The organism is Mesobacterium pallidum, from assembly GCF_019966535.1.
Lineage (GTDB): Bacteria > Pseudomonadota > Alphaproteobacteria > Rhodobacterales > Rhodobacteraceae > Mesobacterium > Mesobacterium pallidum.
In genome coordinates, this window is the sequence record NZ_JAIMID010000012.1 from 39,432 (window position 1) to 61,337 (window position 21,906).

The window sequence follows — 21,906 nt, forward strand, 5'->3', positions numbered from 1 at the left end:
CTTTGTCCCGCACATCGGATAGTCGCCGACTTTCCCTTGAAGGCCCGCAGCAGCGTCAACCGGCACTTGCCGGCATTCCATGCCCGTCCGTGCGAAGCGCCGGGTTACCTGCTGCTCCCACAGCGCAACCTGGAACAAACCACCGATCGCGCTGATTAATGGCTTAGGGATCGAAGAATCCTCCTGAGCTCAATCCCCCGGAATACCCGCAGCCCTGTGGTCCGACAGAGGGCAGCACATCAATCGCGGGTCAATCTATCCCAGTTGGTGGACCTCTTTCAGGGGGCTACTCCAAAGGGCGGGGATGAGAAGCTCATCGCAACGATGAAAGGAACGCTTATATCGCTAGTGGGGCGAACGGGCGTGGCGGGGTGACGATCGGGTCAGAGCGAAAATTAATCTGCGAGCCGGGCTTCGAGGATATGCCGCTGGACCTTTCCGCTGGTCGATCTGGGAAAGTCCTCGAACGCGATGAAGCGAATTTCGCGCGGTCGCTTATAGCCAGCCAGGCTTTCGCGGCACAAGTTCAGCAGCGCCTCGGCATCCGGCCCGTCATCGTCACAGGCGACAAAGGCCACCGGGCTTTCCCCCCATTTCGCGTCGAAGGCCCTGACCACGGCAGCATCGATCACATCGGGATGGGAAAGAAGCACACGTTCGATTTCCGCCGGATAGACGTTTTCACCTCCGGTCTTGATCAGGTATTTCGCCCGATCCACAAAGTCGACGGTGCCGTCCGCATTGCGCCGGAACAGATCGCCCATGTGGAAAAAGCCGTTGCGAAAGTCACGGGCATTGGTGTCGTCGGCGTTCCAGTACCCGGAAAACAGCGTCGAACCCCGAAGCGCCATTTCGCCCGGCGTTCCATCGGGGACTTCGCGGTCGTCGGGATCGACCAGCCGCACCTCGCAAAAGGCGCTGATGCGCTTGGACAGCCGGTCCGGGGTCACACCCGGCGCGATCAGATCGGCGGTTCCCGGCGGCAGGCCGGTTTCGGTCGCCCCGAAGGAATTCAGATAGGGCGTGTCCAGAAGACCGGTCAGTTCCGCGATCTGATGCGGCGGCACCAGATCAGCCATTGCGCCGCAAACCTTGATCCCCTTCAGCGGCAAAGGGTTGGCGTGCCGTTCGTTAATAAAAGCCTCCAGTGCCCCGGGCATCATCACGAACCAGCCGATCCTGTGGCGTGACAGCGCCTCGTTGATGACGGCGGGCTGCAGCCCGTCCACCATCACCACGGTCCCGCCCCGCAGGATCGTTGCCAGCGCATGATCGGTGGAGGCCATGTGGAACATCGGCGCCCAGGCGATGAACCCGTCGCCGGGATCCAGCGCCAGCTGGGCCGCAAAAACCATGGATCGGGCGATATGCGCGCGGTGGCTGATATGCGCCCCCTTGGGCAGGCCCGTGGTCCCCGAGGTATAGAGGATCGTCAGACCGGCCTCGGGGTCGTCAACCATGGTTCCGGTGCGCGGGTCCGGCTCGACCCCGGCAATGGCCGTTTCCAGGTCTGGCCCGACGGTTAGACAGGGTGTCGACGCGACGGCGCGGTAAGCTTCTGAAAGTTCCGGTTCGACAACCGCGAGAACCGGCTCGACCAGATCGATGCAGTGCCGCAGTTCATCGGGGGCAAGCCGCCAGTTCAGACAGGCGACGATCGCGCCGATTCCCGCTGCTGCAAGTTCGACCTCCAGGTATTCTGAGCGGTTATGCGACAGGATCGCGATCCTGTCTCCGGGCGCCACGCCTCGTGCCAGAAAGACAGCCGCCAGACGATCGACCCGCTCCAGCAGTTCTGCATAGGTCAGTTTCCTGCTGCCGTCCTCGATGGCGAGGGCGCGGGCGCAGTCATGTGCGCGGGTTCGAAAGATCGAATACAGATCAGCGCGCCCCGCGCGGATGACGTCGGTCAGCATAGTTTCCCCCTTGCCCGAGCCTCGGTTCAGAGATCCTGCGCCAGGCGCACGCCCTCATCAATGGCGCGCAGCGCATCCAGTTCGGCGGCCTCCTTTGCCCCGCCGATCATCGTAACCGGGACGCCGCGCGCTACAACCTCTTTGGCCAGGGCTCGTTCCGGTTCCTGACCGGTGCACAGCACAATTGTATCGGCTGCGATGACCGTCGGGTTTCCGTCCGCGACGATGTGCAGCCCCGCATCGTCGATATGTTCATAGGTCACCCCGCCCATTGCCTCGACCCCATGTTTGCGCAGCGCGTTGCGCAGGATCCACCCTGTCGAAACACCAAGCCCCGCGCCCGGTTTAGCGGTCTTGCGCTGCAGCATGACGACCTTGCGGCGCGACGGCTTCGGTGCCAGAGGGTCGCCCGCCAGGGCACCCGAGGAGACAAATTCGGGGTCCACACCCCAGGTTTCGCAAAAGACGTCGGAATTCGCGGTCTCGGCGGGTTTGGTCACTAGGAACTCGGCCACATCATGACCGATGCCCCCCGCCCCCATCACCACGACACGGTCGCCCGCCTCGCGGTCACCGGACAGAATTTCGGCGTAGGTCGCGACGCTGGGATGGTCGATACCCGGCAGGTCGGGAATGCGCGGCGTGACCCCGGTGGCGATGACCACATGGTCAAATCCCTCAAGATCGCTCGCCTCTGCCCGCTGTCCCAGACGCTGCGTGACCCCGTGTTTCTGCATCTGACCGGCATAATACCGCAGGGTTTCGTCGAATTCGTCCTTGCCTGGTGCGGCGCGGGCCAGATTCAGCTGACCGCCCAATTTGTCCTGCGCTTCGAACAGGGTGACATCGTGGCCCAGCCGCGCCGCCTCGGCGGCTGTGGCCATGCCCGCGGCACCACCGCCAACGACGGCCACTTTCTTTGGCGTGTCGGTTGGCGTATCCCGGAATTCCGTTTCACGCCCGGCCCTTGGATTGACCAGACATCCGACCGGCCGGTCCGAAAAAATGAAATCCAGGCAGGCCTGGTTGCAGGCAATGCAGGTGTTGATCTCGTCTGCGCGGCCCTCGCGCGTCTTTTTCACGAAATGCGGATCGGCCAGAAACGGGCGCGCCATCGAGATCATGTCCGCATCGCCAGAGGCAAGTATGTCTTCTGCAAGCTGGGGTGTGTTGATCCGGTTCGAGGCGACTACCGGGATCGACACCGCCGCTTTGACGTTGGCTGCCGCCTTGCGCCAGGCACCGCGCGGCACCGGGTAGGCGATCGTCGGCACGCGGGCCTCATGCCAGCCGATGCCGGTGTTCAGGATATCCGCACCCGCAGCCTCGATCTTGCGGGCCAGTGCGGCAATTTCATCGGCGGGCGCGCCGCCCTCGACCAGATCGGCCGCCGAAATCCGGTAGATGACCAGAAACTCGGGGCCGCAACGTTCGCGCACCGCGCGCACGATCTCGACCGGGAATCGGTGGCGGTTCGCGGCGCTGCCGCCCCAGTCGTCTTGGCGCTTGTTGGTATGGGTGACGGTGAATTCGTTGATCAGGTATCCCTCGGACCCCATGATCTCGACGCCATCAAAGCCTGCGGCCTGCGCATTGGCGGCCGCCACGGCAAAATCCTCGATGGTACGGAGAATGTCGGCGTCGGTCATTTCACGCGGGATGAAACGGTTGATCGGGGCGCGGATCGGTGACGGGGCCACACACCCTTCGATCTTGGCATAGCGCCCGGCGTGGAGGAGTTGCGCGCAGATCAGGCTGCCTTCGGCCTGCACCGCCTCGCAGATCGGGCGCAGGCTAAGCGCTTCTTCCGGATCATCGATTCGCGGACCTTCTGGATCGAATATGCCCTCGGCATTGGGCGAAAACCCGCCGGTGATCAGAATCGCCGCCTCCCCCCGCGCACGCTCGGCGTAAAACGCGATCTGTTTGGCTATGCCGTCAGGCTCGGTTTCCAACCGCGTGTGCATCGACCCCATGATGACACGATTTCGCAATGTATGCTGGCCTGCGCGGATGGGCGAGAGCATGGTTTCAAAGCTTCCATCTGGTCTATTTTTCACTTTGGTTCTCCTCCTCAAAACTGCACTTGATCTACATTCTAACATTTGTTAGATTTTTTTGGAAAGAAGATTTTCGCTCATGGGGAGGAGCACCGATGCAATTCCAGCCTACAGACGATCAGAAGGCGTTTCGCGAGACCGCAAAGCGCTTCGCAACTGAAAGGCTTGCGCCCACATATCAAGAACGCGCCAGCGGCCATACATTCGACCGTGCGCTGATCAAGGAGATGGGCGCACTGGGGCTGATCGGGGCCGATCTGCCCGAGGAATTCGGGGGACTCGGCGAAAGCTCTGTCACGTCAGGGCTGATCGTCGAAGAGATCGCCTATGCCGATTTCAACGCAAGTTACGTGCAGCTTCTGGGCTCTCTCATGGGCGGAATGGTTGCCAAACATGCCTCCAAGAACATCGCGTCGGAATGGGTGCCCAAGGTTGTTTCGGGTGATGCCGTCATTGGTCTGGGCCTGACAGAGCCGCGTGGCGGTTCGGATGCGGCGAACCTGATTCTGAGGGCCGAGAAATCCGGCAACGGCTGGCGGCTGAACGGTGAAAAGACATCCATGAGTTTTGCCAGTCAGGCGGATGCGGCGGTCGTCTTTGCCCGTACCGGCGATCCTGACGGCGGCTCACGCGGGGTCAGCGCCTTTTTCGTCGATCTGAACCAGGAAGGCATCAAGCGCACCCATTTTGACGACATCGGCACCAAGCCTGTCGGGCGCGGCTCGGTTTTCTTTGACGATGTTTTCGTGCCGGCTGAAAACATGATGGCGGAACAGGACCGTGCTTTTGGCACGATCATGGCGGGCTTCGACTATTCCCGCGCACTGATCGGGCTGGAGTGCCTGGGGGCCGCGCAAGCGTCGGTGGATGAAACCTGGGCCTACGTTCAGGAGCGCGAGGCATTCGGAGCCCCGATCGTGCAGTATCAGGGTGTCAGCTTTCCCTTGGCCGAGGCCGAGACCCAACTGACCATGATGCGCCAGCTTTGCTATTACACGCTGGACCTGCGCGACTGTGGCCTGCCCCACACCTCTCAGGCTGCCATGTGCAAATGGTACCTGCCCAAAACCGCCTGCGAGATCCTGCACCAGTGCCTGATCCTGCACGGACATTACGGCTACACCACCGACCTGCCCCACCACCAGCGTTACAACGACGTTCTCGGCCTTCAGATCGGCGACGGCACCGCGCAGATTCAGAAGCTGGTGATCGCCCGCGAGAAGGTCGGTCGCATGGCGCTGCAGTATGACAAGAAGGCGAAGGGAGCCTCGAAATGAGCGACCCCATCCTCGTCACTTCCGAGGGCAACACCGGCATCATCGAACTGGCCCGCCCCGAGAAATTCAATTGCCTATCACTTGAGGTGCATGAGCGTATTTCTGTCGCGCGTGCGGAATTCGAGGCGAACCCCGCTATTCGGGCGATCCTCATCCGGGCGCAGGGCAAGCACTTTTGCACCGGTGCCGATCTGGTGGAAGTGAAAGGTAAATTGAACGATCCCGCCGCGCTGGACCATTTCATCGCCTTTGGCATGAACAACCTGCGTGCGCTTGAAACCTCCTCCCTCCCTGTCGTGGTGGCAGTGCAGGGGTTGTGTCTGGCCGGCGGGATCGAACTGATGCTGGCATGCGATGTGTGTTTCGCGGCCGAAAGCGCCCAGTTTGGCGATCAGCACGCGCAATTCGGGCTGATTCCCGGTTGGGGTGGCTCGCAGCGGTTGACACGGTTGATGGGGCAGCGCAGGGCGCTCGACCTGATGTTCTCGGCCCGCTGGCTCAAGTCGGACGAGGCCAAAGAGGCCGGATTGGTCAACTACATCGTGCCGGATGCGGACCTGCACAAGTCTGCGCTGGAATACTGCGAGAAAATCGCCACCCGTTCACGTCCCGGCATCGCCGAGATGAAGCGGTTGGCGCGCGAAGGCGCGGACCTTGGTATCGACCAGCAGATGCGGCTTGAGCGCGATGCCGCCGTGCGCGCACTGCCCAGCGATGACGTGGCGGAGGGCCTCGATGCATTCGAGAACCGGCGCGCCCCCGAATTCAAGGCTTGAGGACGAAACATGGATTTCATTTTGAACGACGAACAACGCCAGATTTACGACTATGGCGGCCAGCTGGCGCAGAAGTTCGACAACGATTACTGGCTGAGACACGCACGCAAGCACGAGTTTCCGCACGAAATGTTCCGCCAGATCGCCGATGACGGCTTCCTCGGCATCATGGTGCCCGAGGAATATGGCGGCGCGGGCCTTGGTATGACCGAAATGGCCCTGTTCATGGAGGGCACCGCCAATCACGGCATTCCGCTTTTGATGATGGTGGTCGGGCCGACCATGTCGCTGGCCCATATCGCCAGCCACGGAAGCGAGTTCCACAAGAAAGAACTGCTGCCGGCTGCCTGCCGCGGTGATATCCAGTTCTGTTTCGCGATCACTGAACCGGGGGCCGGGTCGAACACGATGAAGGCCACTACGCTGGCCAAGCGTCGAGGCAACCGGTTCAGCCTGTCGGGCGAAAAGACCTTCATCACCGGGGCCGAAGTGGCCGACTACTGCCTCGTGGTGGCGCGGACCAAACCGCATACCGAGGTCAGCCGCAAGACCGACGGCTTTACCCTGTTCGCCGTGGATCTGAAGAAAAAAGGCGTCGACAAGCAGCGGGTGAAGATCTCGATCCCCCTGCCCGAGGAGCAGTGGACACTGTTCTTCGACGATGTGGATCTCGGCCCCGAGGATGTGGTCGGCGAGGTGGACGAAGGGTTCTCGATCCTGTTCGACAGCCTCAACCCCGAGCGTATCATCCTGGCCGCCTTGTGCTGCGGCATCGGCCGGTTCGCCCTGAACAAGGGCGTGGCCTATGCCTCCGAGCGCAATGTGTTCGGCCAACCCATCGGTGCGCACCAGGGCGTGCAGCACCCGATGGCCAAGGCGCACACAGCGGTCGAGATGGCCAGCCTGATGACCCGGCGCGCGGCATGGGAGTTCGACAACAAGCTGCCTGCCGGTGCGTCGTCGAACATGGCGAAATATGCCGCCGCCGAAGCCGGGATCGAAGCGGTCGACGCGGCGCTTCAGGCGCATGGTGGATCGGGCTTTACCGAAGATACGGGACTTTACGAAATGTACCCGCTGGTCCGCCTGCTGCGCACAGCGCCGGTGAACCGCGAACTGTGCCTGAGCTTTATCGGCGAAAAGGTCATGGGCCTGCCACGATCCTATTGATCGCCACGGCTTGGAACGGAGAACGACATGCAATTTGGAATGCGCTTCCGGCGGGAGGATGCCGCCGACAAGGTAAATGATCGCTTCTGGCACGCGATCGAGGGCACGCCGCTCGACGAGGTGCGCCGTATTCAGGAAGAGCGGCTGCGTGACCAGATGGCCTATCTCAAGGCAAACTCGACCTTCTATCAGGAAAAGTTCGCCGAGGCCGGTGTGGAATTCGACGATATCCGCACTATCGAAGACCTGCAAAAACTTCCCTATACCTACAAGACCGAGATCCGCGAAAGCCTCGCCGCCGAGCCGCCCTTTGGCAAGCACCGTACCGCGCCCATGTCGGACATCATCCAGATGCAGGCCTCGTCGGGCACGACCGGCAGCCCCTCATATGTGGCCCTGACAGAATCCGACGCCGAAATGTGGCACGAGATGACAGCGCGCTGTTTCTTTGCCAATGGTGTGCGTCCCGGCGATATGGTGCTGCACGCATTTTCGCTCGCCAAGGGCTTTGTCGGCGGCATCCCCGTGATGCAGGGATTGCAGTACATGGGCACGATCGATGTGCCGGTGGGCGCCGATGGCGGTGCGGAACGGCTGCTGCGCGCCTGCGCCGACACCCGCCCGCGTTGCGTGGTCGGCGCCCCGAACTTTGTGCTGCACCTGGCCGAAAAGGCTCCCGAGGTGCTTGGCTGCAAGGCCAGCGAACTGGGTATCGAGCGCGTGATCGTCGGCGGCGAACCCGGCGGCGGCATTCCCGCAATTCGGGCAAAGATCGAAAAGGCCTGGGGTGCGAAATGCACCGAGATGCTGGGCGGCACCGATCTGGGCGTGACATACTGGGCCGAGTGCGACGCCCAGTCGGGTATGCACATGGTCAACATGGATTATGTCCTGACCGAGCTGCTCGACCCGGAGAGCGGCAGGATCATTCCCTGGAAAAAAGGCGCAGAAGGCGAGATGGTCTATACCGCGCTCGGCCGCCAGGCGAGCCCGCTCGTGCGGTTCCGGTCAGGCGATTATATCGAAGTGATCGATACCGAATGCTCCTGCGGCCGCACCGGACCGAAGATCCGCTGCACCGGCCGCACCGACGACATGCTGATCGTGCGCGGGGCCAATGTCTTCCCGTCGGCGATCAACAGCATCATTACCGAAATGGTGCCGGACACCAACGGCGTCATGCGAATCGTGGCCGATTTCGAGGGCCACACCACGCAGGGCGCGCTGACGGTGATTGTCGAACGCGGCCCCGATCGCGATCCGGCCGATGACGTCACCCTCAAAAAGAAAATCGAGCAGCGGCTGCGCGACTCCTTGGTCTTCAAGGCCGACGTTCACCTGGTTGCGGCCGACACTTTTGAAAAACCCGGCGCCGCGAAGGTCGCCTTCGTTCTCAGGAAATATCCAGACCTGCCATGACTAGAATGAAATCCCTTCTCGACACTGCGTCGGACGACTTCCGCGCCAACGACGCGTCTTACCGCGAAAAGGTCGATGAACTGCATGCCCTCCGGCTCTCACAGCGCGTCGGCGGCCCCGAAATGGCGCGCGAACGTCATGTGGAAAAAGGCAAGATCCTGCCCCGCGAACGGATCGAACGGCTGATCGATCCGGGCACCCCCTTTCTGGAACTCGGCGAGCTGGCCGGACTGAACATGCACAAGGGTGTTCCGCCCGGCGCCGGCATCATCACCGGTATCGGAGTGATCGAAGGCCGCCAGTGCATGATCATCGCCAACGATGCTACAGTGAAAGGCGGCACCTATTTCGGGATCACCTGCCGCAAACATGTCCGGGCACAAAAGATCGCCTGGAAAAACCGCCTGCCTGTTATCACGCTCGTGGATTCCGGCGGGGCCTTCCTGCCCGACCAAGCCAACCTTTTCCCCGACGAAGGCCAGTTCGGGTCCATCTTTCACCAACAGATCGGCATGTCGGGTGACGGTGTGCCGCAAATCGCCGTGGTCATGGGGCCCTGCACCGCGGGTGGTGCCTATATCCCCGCGCTCTGCGACGAGGTGGTCATCGTGCGCGGCCAGGGCTTCATGTACCTGGGCGGACCAGAGCTGACCTTTGCCGCGACCGGCGAAAAAGTGGATGCCGAAACATTGGGCGGCGGCAAGATGCATTGTTCTGTCTCCGGCGTGACCGACCATCTGGCCGAGGACGATGCCCATGCTTTGGCCATCACCCGCGATATCGTCCGACACCTGGGCGAAAAGCCCCTGCCCCGCAAGACGCCGGAAACGCCGCGTGAACCTGCCTATCCGGTCGAGGAAATATATGGTCTCGTCAGCCGCGACCCCAAGGTGCCGACCGACAACCGCGAGATCGTCGCCCGGCTGGTGGATGACAGCGATTTTCACGAATTCAAGCCGCTTTATGGCGACACGATCATGACCGGCTGGGGGCGCATCCACGGCCACGAGGTCGGGATCATCGCCAATACAGGCGTGCTTTTCGTCGAAGCCGCGCTGAAGGCGACGCATTTCATCAATCTCTGCGTCCAGCGTGATATTCCGCTGCTGTTCCTGGCCGATGTGAACGGCTTCATGGTGGGCCGCGAGGTCGAGCAGATGGGCATTGCCAAGGCCGGTGCTAAAATGATCACGGCCATGTCTTCGGCCCGGGTGCCGAAATTCACAATCATCACCGGTGGCTCTTACGGCGCGGGATACCTGGCGATGCTGGGCCGCCCGTTCCAGCCGGACGCAATGTTCGCCTGGCCGACGGGACGGTCGGCAATCATGGGGCCGGAACAGGCCGCCAGCGTGCTGGCTCAGGTCCGCGCGCAGATCAACGAACGCGAAGGCAAAAGCTGGACCCCCGAGGAGGAGGAAGCCTTCAAGGCACCGATCCGCAAGGAATACGAAGATTTTCAGGGGGCCTATAATTTTGCTTCCAACCTTTGGATCGACAGCGTGATCGAGCCCTGTGAGACCCGTGACGTCATGGCGCTGATGCTGGATGTAACATCGCGCAGACCCAAGGTCGAAACCAACTTCGGCGTGTTCAGGATGTGAGGAGCGAACCGTGAAAATCAAGACGCTTCTGATCGCCAACCGCGGCGAAATTGCCTGCCGGATCGCGCGCACTGCGCGGGCAAGCGGTATCATTCCCGTCGGCGTGCATTCGCAGGCCGACGTCAATGCCCTGCATGTCCGCGAGATTGGCAAATCTGTCTGTATCGGCGCCGGACCTGCATCCCAGAGCTATCTGAAAATCGACGCGGTGATTGCCGCTGCGCAATCAGTGGGCGCGGATGCGATCCATCCCGGTTATGGCTTTCTGGCCGAAAACCCCGATTTTGCTCGTTCGGTCGAAGCCGCCGGCATGATCTTCATGGGGCCGACGCCGGAAACGCTTGAACGTTTCGGCGACAAGGCCAGCGCCAAAGAGGCCGCCGTGGCGGCCAGCGTCCCGGTGATTTCGGGCGCCGAAGGTGCGCGGTCCGATCCCGAGCAGATTGCCGAGGAGGTGCGCCAAATGGGCCTGCCGGTGCTGCTCAAGGCGGTCGGCGGCGGTGGTGGGCGCGGACAACGGCTCGTCACTGACGAGACCACGCTGGTCGAGGACATCGAAGGCGCGCTGCGCGAAGCAAAATCCACCTTCGGCTCCGAAGGGCTGCTGTTGGAGCGTTTCCTGCCCGAGGCGCGCCATGTTGAAGTGCAGATCGCAGGTGACGGCAAGGGCCATGTGGTGCATCTGTTCGAACGCGATTGCACGCTTCAGCGCCGCCACCAGAAGGTCATCGAGGAAGCCCCGGCCTGGGGTCTGCCCCGAACGCTTCTGGACGACATCGCACGCGACGCGGTGCGCTTGGGCGAAACGCTGGACTATCGCGGGCTGGGCACGGTCGAATTTCTGGTCGCGGGTGGCGAGTATTTCTTCCTTGAGGTGAACCCGCGCATTCAGGTGGAACATCCCGTCACCGAAGCGATCACCGGGCTGGACCTTGTCGCGCTTCACCTGCGGATTGCCGAAGGCGCGGGCCTTGGACTGGTGCAGGACGATCTGACGATCAACGGCCACGCGGTCGAGGCGCGGCTTTACGCCGAAGATCCGGCGATGCAATTCGCCCCGTCGACGGGCACGCTCTCCACGCTCAGCCTGCCATCGGGCCTGCGCATCGACAGCGGCGTCGAAGAAGGCGATGCCGTCACGCCCTACTACGACCCGATGATCGCCAAGCTGATCGTGCACGCGCCCGACCGGGAAACCGCATTGGCACGTCTAGCCACGGCGCTTGATCATGTCGCGGTCGAAGGTGTCGAAACCAATCGCGCCTTTCTGACGGCGCTGGCGCGAAACCATGAATTCGAACGGATGCAGGTGCATACCCGCTGGATCGACGGCAGGCTGGATGAGCTGACACAGGCACCCGGCCTGACCCGCCCAGATCTGTGGAAGGCGACCGCTGCCATTCTCTTCGTGACCCAGTCGCGCAGCGACACAGACGCCAATCCCTGGACCAACCGTGATGCCTTTACCGGCTGGCGGCTTGGACTGGGCGGCGATGCGATTGAAGCGGGGCAGCGCGTGACGCTTACCGATTCTGACGAGGTATCCGAAGAACTGCGCGTCAGTCCTGTCAAACCGGGTGCCAAGTACACCATCCGTTCGGAGAAAGGCGAGGCGCTGATACTGTCGGCACGTGAACTGACCCCGGGCCGTTGGCGTGTCGGCGAAGGCGACACCGTCCATCTGATCGACGCGCGCCTGCACGCGGGCGTGATCGAACTGGATACGCCCGAAGGCCGCCTGGTCTTTCGGCCCGCCGCGCCCCTTGCCTTTGCCGGCGGCGATGCCGCGGCGGATCGCGCCGTGACCTCTCCGCTGACCGGCATGATTGTCGAAATCAAGGTCTCCGACGGTCAGAGCGTGGCCGAAGGCGACGTGGTCGCGGTCATGGAATCCATGAAACTCGAAATCTCGATCCGGGCGGCCGCGGCCGGGATCGCCAGCAATATATCCGTCTCGAATGGGGACATGGTCGATCGCGGCCAGGTCATCGCCGAGATCCTGCCATCCGAGGAGTGATGAAATGAGCGACTTTCCCAAATTCGTAGAATTTCGTGAAGAAGGCCCGCGTGAGGGTTTTCAGATCGAAAAGAAGATTTACCCGATCGAAGAGCGGATCGAACTGATCGACATGCTCAGCGAAACCGGCTTGAAACGCATTCAGGTCGGCAGCTTTGTCAGCCCGAAATACGTTCCTCAGATGGCGGACACCGGCGAGTTGTTCCAGCGTATCAAGCGCAAACCGGGCGTGAACTACACATCGCTGTGGCTGAACGACAAAGGGTTTCGCAAGGCCCTGACCGCGCATGAGGTCGATATCGACCCGCGTCTGCTGTTCTATCCTTCCGAAGCATTCGCCCAATCGAACAACAATTGTTCCTCGGCCGAGATGCGGGAAAAACAACGTGACTGGGTCCGTCTTTACAAGGAAGAGGGATATACCGTCGACGCGGCCTATGTGATGACCGCTTTCGGCTGCAACCTCGAGGGCCCCATCCCCCAAGAACGCATCTTGGACGATTTCCGCTTTATCCTTCAGCTATGCGAAGAAGAGAACATCCCCGTGCCGATCCTCGTGGTCGCCGACACCATGGGTTGGGGAAACCCCGAGGCGGTCAAACGGATGATCGGCGCCCTGCGCGAATTGGCGCCCGAGGCGCGCATCGGTATGCACATCCATGACACACGTGGGCTGGGGATCGCCAACGTTTATGCGGCCCTGTCGATGGGCGTGGACATGTTCGAAAGCTCCGTCGCCGGTCTTGGCGGCTGTCCTTTCGCGGGCCACGGCCACGCGCGCGCCGCAGGAAATGTCTGCACCGAGGATGCAGTGTTCCTGTGTCACGAGCTCGGCATCGAAACCGGCATTGATCTGGACAAGCTGATCGCAGCGGCGGTCAAAGCAGAAGAGATCATCGGTGTGCCGCTCATGGGCCGGGTCATGCACACCGGCGGGTTGGACAAATACCGCAAGTCACGCTGAGGGAGCAAGAAGATGACAAAAGCACTTGACGGAAAGGTCGTTCTGGTCACCGGGGCCGGCGGTGGGATCGGGCGTGATATCGCCTTGATGGCAGCTACCGAAGGCGCCGCCGTGGTGGTCAATGATCTGGGCGCATCCCTGAAAGGCACCGGTCAGACAGAAACTGCGGCGCAGAAAGTCGTCGAAGAGATCAGGGCCGCTGGGGGCGATGCCATTGCCGATGGCGGCTCTGTCACCGATCCCGATGCCGCGCGCGCGATGATCGAAGCCGGGGTCAAGGAATTCGGTCGCATCGACGCGGTGGTAAACAACGCCGGCATTCTGCGCGACGGTTACTTCCACAAGATGACCTATGAGGATTTCGACGCGGTGGTGAAGGTCCATCTTTATGGTGCCTTCAATACCAGCCGCGCGGCCGCCGACTATTTCCGCGAACAGGAAAGCGGCGCGCTCGTGCACATGACCTCGACCTCGGGGCTGATCGGCAATCTGGCGCAGGCGAATTATTCGGCGGCAAAGCTGGGCATCGCGGCCTTCTCGAAATCGGTAGCGCTCGACCTGAAACGCTGGAACGTGCGGTCAAACTGCATCGCGCCCTTCGCCTGGAGCCGGATGATATCGTCGATCAAGACCGACACGGAGGAACAGAAGGCGCGGGTCGAGAAGGTCAAGAAGATGACCCCCGCCAAGGTCGCGCCGATGGCCTGTTACCTGATGAGCGACCGCGCGGCGGATGTGTCGGGGCAAATCTTTGCAGTGCGGATGAACGAGATATTCCTGTTCAACCAGCCCCGCCCGCTCCGGTCCGTCCACTCCGGTGACGGCTGGACCGCCGATGAAATCGCCGAGCGCGCCATTCCCGCGCTCAAATCGCAATTCACACCGCTCGAAGTTTCGGCGGATGTCTTTTCGTGGGATCCGGTCTAATGGGAAAACGCAAAGAAAAAATCAGCTCCGACATTGCCTGGAGCACCCCCGACAAGATCTGCGTGCGCGGGCTCGACTTGCCGAACGAAATCCTCGGCCACATGAACCTGGGCGATCTGGCCTTTCTGCAATTGACGGGCCGCAAGGCCACGCTCGAGGAAAGCCGCGTCTTCAACGCCATCATCATCACCCTTGTCGAACATGGCATCACGCCATCGGCCCTGGCGGCGCGGATGACCTATATGGGGGCGCCGGAATCGCTTCAGGCGGCTGTGGCGGCTGGCTTGTGTGGGCTGGGCACCGTCTTTGTCGGTTCTATGGAAGGTGCCTCGAAAATGCTTTACGAGGCACTGCCACAGGACAAGTTGGGCACCGGTGTCGATCTGGATGCGCTGGCCGTCGAGACGGTGGAAAAATTCCGCGCCCGCAAGATGATCGTGCCGGGGCTCGGACATCCGGTGCACAAGCCGGTCGATCCGCGCACACCTCGCCTGTTCCAGATCGCTGCCGAGAACGGCAAGTCCGGTGAATACATCGAGTTGATCCAGAAAATTCAGGCCGTTGCCGAAGAAAAATCGGGTAAGATGCTGCCGATTAACGCCACCGGGGCGATCGGAGCAATCTGCTGTGAATTTGGCTTCCCCTGGAAGATCGTGCGGGGCTTTGGCGTCATGGCACGCGCCATCGGTCTGGTCGGTCATATCCTCGAAGAGAGCGAAAACCCGATTTCCTATGAGCTTTGGCAGCGTGCCGAGCAGGAAATTCTTGAAACGTCGGGTTCAGGAGCGAAGTAACCGATGCAGACGTCAGCCCCAGACACTCACACCGATCTGCGCGACGCCTTGCGCGCACTTTGCGCGCAGTTTCCGCCAGAATATCATCGCAAGTTCGGCGAGGATGAAACCTACCCCGAGGAATTCGTCGATGCGCTGACCCGCGAGGGCTGGCTCGCCGCGATGATCCCAGAAGAATACGGCGGCTCGGGTCTGGGCCTGACGGAAGCCTCGATCATCATGGAGGAGGTGAACCGCTGCGGCGGCAACGCGGGCCATTGCCACGGGCAGATGTACAATATGGGCACGCTGCTGCGGCATGGTTCGGAGGAGCAGAAACAGAAATATCTGCCCGGCATCGCCAGCGGCGAATTGCGCCTGCAATCCATGGCCGTGACCGAACCGACCACCGGCACCGACACCACCAAACTGAAGACCACGGCGGTGAAAAAGGGCGACCGGTATGAGATCAATGGCCAGAAGGTCTGGATCAGCCGTATCCAGCATTCCGACCTGATGATCCTGCTGGCACGCACCACGCCGCTGGCCGAGGTCAAGAAGAAATCGCAGGGCCTGTCGATCTTCATGGTCGATCTGAAAGAGGCGATCGGCAACGGCATGGAGGTCCGCCCCATCGCCAATATGCCCGGCCACGAAACCAATGAAGTGTTTTTCGACAACCTGGAAATCCCCGCCGAGAACCTGATCGGGACCGAGGGGCGCGGATTTTACCATATTCTTGACGGGCTGAACGCCGAACGTACCCTGATTGCGGCGGAATGTATCGGTGATGGATACTGGTTCGTCGACAAGGCCCGCACCTATGCCGGCGACCGCATGGTCTTTGACCGCCCCATCGGCCAGAACCAGGGCGTGCAATTCCCTATCGCCAGGTCCTATGTGAACATCGAGGCCGCCAATCTGATGCGCTTTGAAGCCTGCAGGCGGTTCGATGCTGGGCTGGATTGCGGAGCACAGGCGAATATGGCCAAGCTGCTGGCTTCGGAGGCCAGCTGGGAAGCGGCCAATGCCTGCATCCAGACCCATGGCGGCTTCGGTTTCGCACGGGAATACGATGTCGAGCGCAAGTTCCGCGAGGCGCGCCTCTATCAGGTCGCCCCGATCTCGACCAACCTGATCCTGTCATATGTCGGAGAACATATCCTCGGCATGCCAAGATCGTTCTGAAGGCCAGGATTATGGGTGAGATCGACCTTGACGCGCTGGCGCCCTGGCTGGGACGCACCGAGACTAAAGAAGACGTTCTGACGGAGGGGCTGATCGACAAATTCCGCGCCACGCTCGGTCCGCATCTTTGGGACGGATCAGGCGATGTCCCGCTGGGAATTCATTGGTGCATTTCCCTTGATACCGTGCCAGCGACCGCCCTGTCAGAAGACGGCCATGCCGCAAGGGGTGGATTCCTACCCCCTGTCCCGCTGCCCGCCCGGATGTGGGCCGGCGGCGATGTTAAACATATCGCGCCGCTGAAAATCGGCGAAACCATCACCCGGCGCTCTTCGATCAGGGATATTGTGGCCAAGCAGGGCCGTAGTGGACCATTGGTGTTTGTGACCGTCGAACATGAGTATCTGAGTGGCAACCGGCTTTGTATCCGGGAGCAGCAAACGATCGTTTATCGTGAGATTTCCACCCCCCGCACGGGCGAGAGCGCAGCTGACGCGGGTGACCCCACCACGCTTAGATCGACGCTGACACCGGATCCTGTTCTTCTGTTTCGCTATTCGGCGCTGACGTTCAATGCCCATCGCATTCACTATGATTACGTCTACGCCACCGAAACCGAAGCCTATTCCGGGCTTGTTGTGCATGGCCCATTGCAGGCCACGCTGCTTCTGAATCTGGCGGCGGATGCGTTGAAAACATCGCCCCACCGGTTTTCGTTCCGCGGCCTCGCGCCACTCACCCTGCCCTGCGAATTGCAACTGCACAATGAAGAGACCGGCACCTCCGGGACAGTCTGGTGTCAGGATCAAAACGGTCTTCGAAGCTTTTCCGCAGAGTACGCGGCTGTCTGATCGGTTTCCTTTGGTAGCGGATTCAGTTGTTGACCAATTTTTCTAACATCTGTTAGGCTGCGCGGAGAGACTTGGTAAAATAGACCAGGCAAACCTCTGAATTAAGAGGTGGGAGGAGGAACGATGCGAGGAAAACTCGTAACCAACGGAAAACCGTGCGGTCAGGCTATGCGTGCCTCCATGAGGTGTTGGGGAAAAGCACGGGTTGTAACATGACCACGAATAACGGGCACGTATCGTCACCGCTTGCGGTGCGTGGCGCAACTTTGAAATTTGGCGGTGTGACCGCGCTCGACGATGTGAGCATCTCCGTGGCCGACGATGAATTGCTTGCAATTATCGGTCCGAATGGTGCCGGAAAAACATCACTTCTGAACGTGACTGCGGGCTTCTACCGTCCGCAGAAGGGCCGTGTCGAATTGTCCGGGCAGGACGTGACCGGCCTGCGTGTTGACCAGATCGCCCGGCGCGGTCTGGCGCGGACGTTTCAGGGCACCCATCTTTTTGCCGGGCAGACGGTGGTGGAAAACATTATGATCGGCCGCCACATGCTGATGAAATCGAATGTAGTCCAGGCCTTTTTCCAGTTCGGTCCCGTGATGCGCGAGGAATCGGAACATCGTGAAGCCGCAGAGGAGATCATCGATTTTCTCGAGATCGAGGCAATCCGCAACCGGCCCGTGGGCACGTTGGGGTATGGGTTGCGCAAGCGTGTCGATCTGGGCCGTGCATTGGCGCAGGAACCGTCGATCCTGCTGATGGATGAACCGATGGCCGGCATGAACTCGGAGGAAAAAGAAGACCTGGCGCGCTTCATTCTCGATGTGCGCGAGGCGCGCAAGATTCCGGTAGTTCTGGTGGAGCACGACATGGGCGTCGTGATGGACCTTGCCGACCGGATCGTGGTGCTGGATTTCGGGCGGGTCATCGCCGAAGGCACCCCGGAAGAAATCCAGAAGGACCCGGCTGTCATAAAGGCATATCTGGGGTAGCGGCATGGTCAAACAACGGACAGCAATGGTCTTTTCGGACCCAGCAGTGACACATAGCGAAACCCTGCCGCAGGTTTTGCTCGCGCGAGCGACATCCACACCGACCAACCTCGCCGAACGGCACAAGCGCCTGGGCATCTGGCGTGAATTCACCTGGGCCGATGTTCTTGACAGGGTTCGCGCCCTGGCTCTCGGGTTGGAGAACCTGGGCTTGTCGGCTGGCGAATCCGTCATGATGATTGGCGAAAACGAACCCGAACATTTCTGGGCTGAATACGCCGTCCAGTCGTTAGGCGGCAAAGTCCTGTCTGTCTATCCGGATCAAAACGCTGAAGAGATTCTGTATCTGGCCGAAGACTCGCAAACGCGGGTTTTTCTGGCGCAGGATCAGGAGCAGGTCGATAAATGCATCGAGATTGCGGGCAAGTACTCGGGCGCCCTGGCGGTCGTTTACTGGGACGATTCCGGTCTGTGGGGCTATGATCATCCCCTGTTGCATTCGTTTGAAAGTGTGAGCGCGGCAGGGCGTCAGATCCACGCCAAGGAACCCGCCAGATTTGAAGAACACGTAAAACGTGGACGGGCGGACGATACCGCCTTGCTGTCCTATACTTCGGGGACCACGGGAAAACCCAAGGGCGTTGTCATCAGCCATCGCTACCTGTTCGACAATTGCTCGCGGGTGATGGGGGCAATCGAAATCGCGCCGGGCACCGAATACCTGACCTACATTTCGCCTGCCTGGGTCACGGAACAGATTTTCGGCCTGTCGATCGGTTTGATCGCGCCCATGGTCGTCAATTTTCCCGAAGGCCCTGAAGACGTACTGACCAACATTCGCGAACTGGCGGTTGATGCACTGGTGTTCAGTCCGCGCCAGTGGGAAAACCTCGCCTCCATCGTTCAGGCCCGGATGCTGGGCGCGGGCAAGTTCCGCAATGCGATGTACAATTGGGGCATGAAGGTTGGCCGCAACGTTTACGTCGAGCGGCTGGAAGGGCGTAGCCCCAGCCTTGCCGCACGCCTGCAGCTTCCCTTTGCCGAAGCTCTGGTGCTGCATCACCTGCGCGACAATCTTGGCCTTGGTAAGGCCAAAAACGCAATGAGCGGCGGCGCCCTGATGGCACCTGACGTCTTTCGTATGTTCCACGCGATGGGGGTTAAGCTGCGCAACGTGTATGGCGCGACCGAAATCGGCCTTCTGACCGCGCATGTCGGCGAAAGCTATCAGCTGGAAACCAGCGGCAGCTGGATGCAAAGCAACACGAACTACGGCGAACCGCTGGAATACAGGGTCTCGGACGAAGGGGAGCTTCAGGTGCGTGGCGGATCGGGCTTCGGCGGCTATCACGGCAAGCCCGAAAAGACCGCAGAGGTGCTGACCGAAGACGGTTGGTACAAGACCGGTGATGCGGTCTCGATGACCGACGACGGCGAGCTATTGTTCTTTGACCGTGTCAAGGACATGCGCCGCCTGGCAAACGGTCACAGCTATCCGCCGCAGTTCATCGAAACGCGGTTGCGGTATAGCCCCTTCATCAAGGACCTCATGACATTGGGCGACGAACGCCGGAATTTCGTCAGCGCGCTTATCAATATCGATATGGAAGTTCTCGGGCGTTGGGCGGAAGAGAACAAGATCAGCTTTTCGACCTACACCGATCTGTCGCAGAAACCCGAAGTTCTGGACCTTATCAAAGGCGAAGTGGCGCGCATCAATGCGCTCCTGCCCGAAGGCTCGCGCGTGGCACGTTTTGCGAATTTTCCCAAGGAACTCGACCCGGATGAAGGCGAGTTGACCCGCAGCCGAAAGCTTCGCCGGGCCTTTCTGGAGGAACGGTATGCCAAGCTCGTCGAGGCGATCTATGCTGGCGATGACGAGACAGATCTCGAAATCGCTGTGACCTATCAGGACGGTCGTCAAGGCGTTCTCAAGACCACGGTTCGCGTGTCGGATGTTGAAAACGCATCGAAGGCTGCCAAGCGGCAGTCCAAATCTTAAAGGAGGTCGGCGACAATGGTCTATTTCATCAATGACATCATTACCGGGGCTTTGATCGGCCTTCTGTATTCGCTGGTGGCCATGGGCTTTGTTGTGATTTATCGCGCCAGCAAGGTGTTCAACTTCGCGCAGGGCGAGCTTGTGATCATCGGCGGGTTCATCGTCTGGTTCACAACGATGCAAGCGGGGCTTAGCCTTTGGTTGTCGATACCCCTTTCGCTGGTTCTGGCCGGGCTGGTCGGGTACGCAATCGAACGGATTTTCCTGACAAAGCTGATCGGTGAATCGGTTTTCTCGATGGTCATGGTCACCGTCGGTCTTCTGATCCTGCTGCGCGGTCTGGTGCTGCTTGTGTTCGGTCCCGCCGTGCGGCCCTTCCCGATCATTTTCCCGCTGAAACCCTTGTTCCTCGGCGACATGTTGATCCCGATGAACCTCCTGATAGGCGGGATCATCACCATTGTCGCCGCCGTCGGCCTGTCGTGGTTCTTCAACCGGACCCGGTCCGGCCTGCGGATGACCGCCGTGGCGGAAGACCACGTCGTGGCCTCCTCGATGGGCATTTCGGTGAAAGGCTCGATTGCCTTTGCCTGGGTTCTCGGGGCAATCCTGTCCACAATTGGTGCGATGATCTTTCTCAGCGGCAAATCGCTGACCTTCCTGGCCTCGGATATCGGGTTCGCGGCCCTGCCGGTGGCGCTGTTTGCCGGGCTGGAATCCATCGGCGGGCTGATCCTTGCGGGCGTGATTATCGGCATCGTCCAGAGCCTGACAACCAACTATCTTGACCCGCTGATCGGAGGGTCACTGGGCAGCGTTGTCCCCTATATCATCATGCTTGCCATTCTGCTGATCCGACCGACCGGCCTGTTCGGCTGGCGCACAATTGAACGGGTGTAATCCATGGACCCTTCCGGCGTATTCCCGACAAGCTATCGCAGTGACAGACGTTTGATCCGAACGCGCTGGCAGTTTCTGGCCCTCGTCGTATTCATGGCTCTACTGCTGTTGGCGCCTTACCTGGTGAGCAGCCGTATCATCGCTATCCTGAATATGATGATGATCAGCGCCGTCATCGCCGTCGGGCTTCAGATCTGCACCGGCTATGCGGGCCAGATCAACCTGGGTCAGGCGGCTTTCATGGGGGTCGGGGCCTATACGGCCTCGATACTGGCCTCGAAGACCGGCCTTACGTTTCTGCTGACCATTCCTCTGGCCGGGCTCTCGGCTGCGCTGTTCGGCTTTCTCTTTGGCTTGACCGCGGCGCGGATCAAGGGGTTCTATCTGGCACTGACCACGATTGCAGCTCAGTTCCTGTTCCACTTTGCCGTATTGAACCTGCCGTCTACCTGGCTGGGTGGATCGAACGGTATCACCGTGCCCCCGGCCGAGCTTTTCGGGCTGCGATTTGTCAGCGAATCTTCGCAGTTCTATCTGAATTTCGCGGTCACCGCGATCATGGTGGCGGGCGCGTTCGGGATCGTTCGGTCACGCTTCGGCCGTGCCTTCGTGGCGGTCAGGGATGATGACGTGGCCGCGGGTATAATGGGGATCAATGTCGCGGCCACAAAGGCAAATGCCTTCCTGATCGGCGCTTTCTATGCGGGCGTCGGCGGGGCGCTTTGGGCCTATCTGATCCGCTTCGTGGGGGTAGACCAGTTCACCCTGTTTCACTCGATCTTCTTCGTCGCGATGATCATCGTCGGCGGGATGGGTTCAATCGTGGGGGCCCTGATCGGCGTCTTCATTATCCGCATCATCCAGGAAATTATCGCGACGGTCGGCCCCAATATCGCCGACTCGGTATCATTCCTTGGCGGTGACATCGTGTTCGCTGGCATGAATGTCGTTCTTGGCGGCGTGATCGCATTGTTTATGATCCTCGAACCCAAGGGGCTGATGCACCGCTGGAACATCCTGAAGTCGTCATACCGTATCTGGCCGTTTCCTTACTGAGAAATAGAGCGGCT

At 60.6% G+C, this 21,906-nt stretch carries 17 protein-coding genes; 15 read left to right on the top strand and 2 right to left on the bottom strand.

What is annotated here, in order from left to right:
* Nucleotides 1-395: 395 nt before the first annotated feature.
* On the bottom strand, nucleotides 396-1,916 hold the full coding sequence (locus tag MF270_RS17205; protein ID WP_027264406.1) for a class I adenylate-forming enzyme family protein: 1,521 nt from the start codon (nucleotides 1,914-1,916) through the stop codon (nucleotides 396-398).
* Between the two features lie 26 nt (nucleotides 1,917-1,942).
* Nucleotides 1,943-3,943: an NADPH-dependent 2,4-dienoyl-CoA reductase gene (locus MF270_RS17210; RefSeq protein ID WP_238367119.1), complete on the bottom strand. Its 2,001-nt coding sequence runs from the start codon at nucleotides 3,941-3,943 to the stop codon at nucleotides 1,943-1,945.
* A gap of 128 nt (nucleotides 3,944-4,071) precedes the next feature.
* Here MF270_RS17210 and MF270_RS17215 point away from each other — a divergent pair, with 128 nt between their 5' ends.
* The 15 genes from MF270_RS17215 (at nucleotide 4,072) to MF270_RS17285 (ending at nucleotide 21,892) form a co-directional block, all read left to right on the top strand.
* Nucleotides 4,072-5,253, top strand: a complete 1,182-nt coding sequence (locus MF270_RS17215; RefSeq protein ID WP_027264404.1) for an acyl-CoA dehydrogenase family protein — start codon at nucleotides 4,072-4,074, stop codon at nucleotides 5,251-5,253.
* Nucleotides 5,250-6,029: an enoyl-CoA hydratase/isomerase family protein gene (locus MF270_RS17220; RefSeq protein ID WP_027264403.1), complete on the top strand. Its 780-nt coding sequence runs from the start codon at nucleotides 5,250-5,252 to the stop codon at nucleotides 6,027-6,029. The genes MF270_RS17215 and MF270_RS17220 overlap by 4 nt, the downstream gene beginning before the upstream one ends.
* A gap of 9 nt (nucleotides 6,030-6,038) precedes the next feature.
* The gene (locus MF270_RS17225; protein ID WP_027264402.1) at nucleotides 6,039-7,199 is read left to right on the top strand and encodes an acyl-CoA dehydrogenase family protein; all 1,161 of its coding nucleotides are present in this window, start codon (nucleotides 6,039-6,041) and stop codon (nucleotides 7,197-7,199) included.
* 27 nt (nucleotides 7,200-7,226) lie between these two features.
* Nucleotides 7,227-8,618 carry a phenylacetate--CoA ligase family protein gene (locus tag MF270_RS17230; protein ID WP_238367120.1) on the top strand — a complete coding sequence of 464 codons (1,392 nt, stop codon included), beginning with the start codon at nucleotides 7,227-7,229 and terminating at the stop codon, nucleotides 8,616-8,618.
* Nucleotides 8,615-10,222, top strand: coding sequence for an acyl-CoA carboxylase subunit beta (locus MF270_RS17235; protein ID WP_238367121.1), 1,608 nt, complete (start codon nucleotides 8,615-8,617; stop codon nucleotides 10,220-10,222). The genes MF270_RS17230 and MF270_RS17235 overlap by 4 nt, the downstream gene beginning before the upstream one ends.
* A gap of 10 nt (nucleotides 10,223-10,232) precedes the next feature.
* Complete coding sequence (locus tag MF270_RS17240) at nucleotides 10,233-12,239, top strand: acetyl/propionyl/methylcrotonyl-CoA carboxylase subunit alpha (RefSeq protein WP_027264399.1); 2,007 nt, start codon at nucleotides 10,233-10,235, stop codon at nucleotides 12,237-12,239.
* Between the two features lie 4 nt (nucleotides 12,240-12,243).
* Nucleotides 12,244-13,203, top strand: a complete 960-nt coding sequence (locus tag MF270_RS17245) for a hydroxymethylglutaryl-CoA lyase (protein ID WP_027264398.1) — start codon at nucleotides 12,244-12,246, stop codon at nucleotides 13,201-13,203.
* 12 nt (nucleotides 13,204-13,215) lie between these two features.
* Nucleotides 13,216-14,130, top strand: coding sequence for an SDR family NAD(P)-dependent oxidoreductase (locus tag MF270_RS17250; protein WP_027264397.1), 915 nt, complete (start codon nucleotides 13,216-13,218; stop codon nucleotides 14,128-14,130).
* Nucleotides 14,130-14,924 carry a citryl-CoA lyase gene (locus MF270_RS17255; protein ID WP_027264396.1) on the top strand — a complete coding sequence of 265 codons (795 nt, stop codon included), beginning with the start codon at nucleotides 14,130-14,132 and terminating at the stop codon, nucleotides 14,922-14,924. The genes MF270_RS17250 and MF270_RS17255 overlap by 1 nt, the downstream gene beginning before the upstream one ends.
* Before the next feature lie 3 nt (nucleotides 14,925-14,927).
* Complete coding sequence (locus MF270_RS17260) at nucleotides 14,928-16,091, top strand: acyl-CoA dehydrogenase family protein (RefSeq protein WP_027264395.1); 1,164 nt, start codon at nucleotides 14,928-14,930, stop codon at nucleotides 16,089-16,091.
* Nucleotides 16,092-16,102: 11 nt separating this feature from the next.
* Nucleotides 16,103-16,942 carry an HTD2 family dehydratase gene (locus tag MF270_RS17265; RefSeq protein ID WP_027264394.1) on the top strand — a complete coding sequence of 280 codons (840 nt, stop codon included), beginning with the start codon at nucleotides 16,103-16,105 and terminating at the stop codon, nucleotides 16,940-16,942.
* 212 nt (nucleotides 16,943-17,154) lie between these two features.
* A complete protein-coding gene (locus tag MF270_RS17270; protein ID WP_028288584.1) occupies nucleotides 17,155-17,934 on the top strand; it encodes an ABC transporter ATP-binding protein in 780 nt (259 codons plus the stop codon).
* Between the two features lie 4 nt (nucleotides 17,935-17,938).
* A complete protein-coding gene (locus MF270_RS17275) occupies nucleotides 17,939-19,936 on the top strand; it encodes an AMP-binding protein (protein ID WP_223228100.1) in 1,998 nt (665 codons plus the stop codon).
* A 15-nt stretch (nucleotides 19,937-19,951) separates the two neighbouring features.
* Complete coding sequence (locus MF270_RS17280; RefSeq protein ID WP_027264391.1) at nucleotides 19,952-20,836, top strand: branched-chain amino acid ABC transporter permease; 885 nt, start codon at nucleotides 19,952-19,954, stop codon at nucleotides 20,834-20,836.
* Between the two features lie 3 nt (nucleotides 20,837-20,839).
* On the top strand, nucleotides 20,840-21,892 hold the full coding sequence (locus tag MF270_RS17285) for a branched-chain amino acid ABC transporter permease (protein WP_027264390.1): 1,053 nt from the start codon (nucleotides 20,840-20,842) through the stop codon (nucleotides 21,890-21,892).
* Nucleotides 21,893-21,906 lie beyond the last annotated feature (14 nt).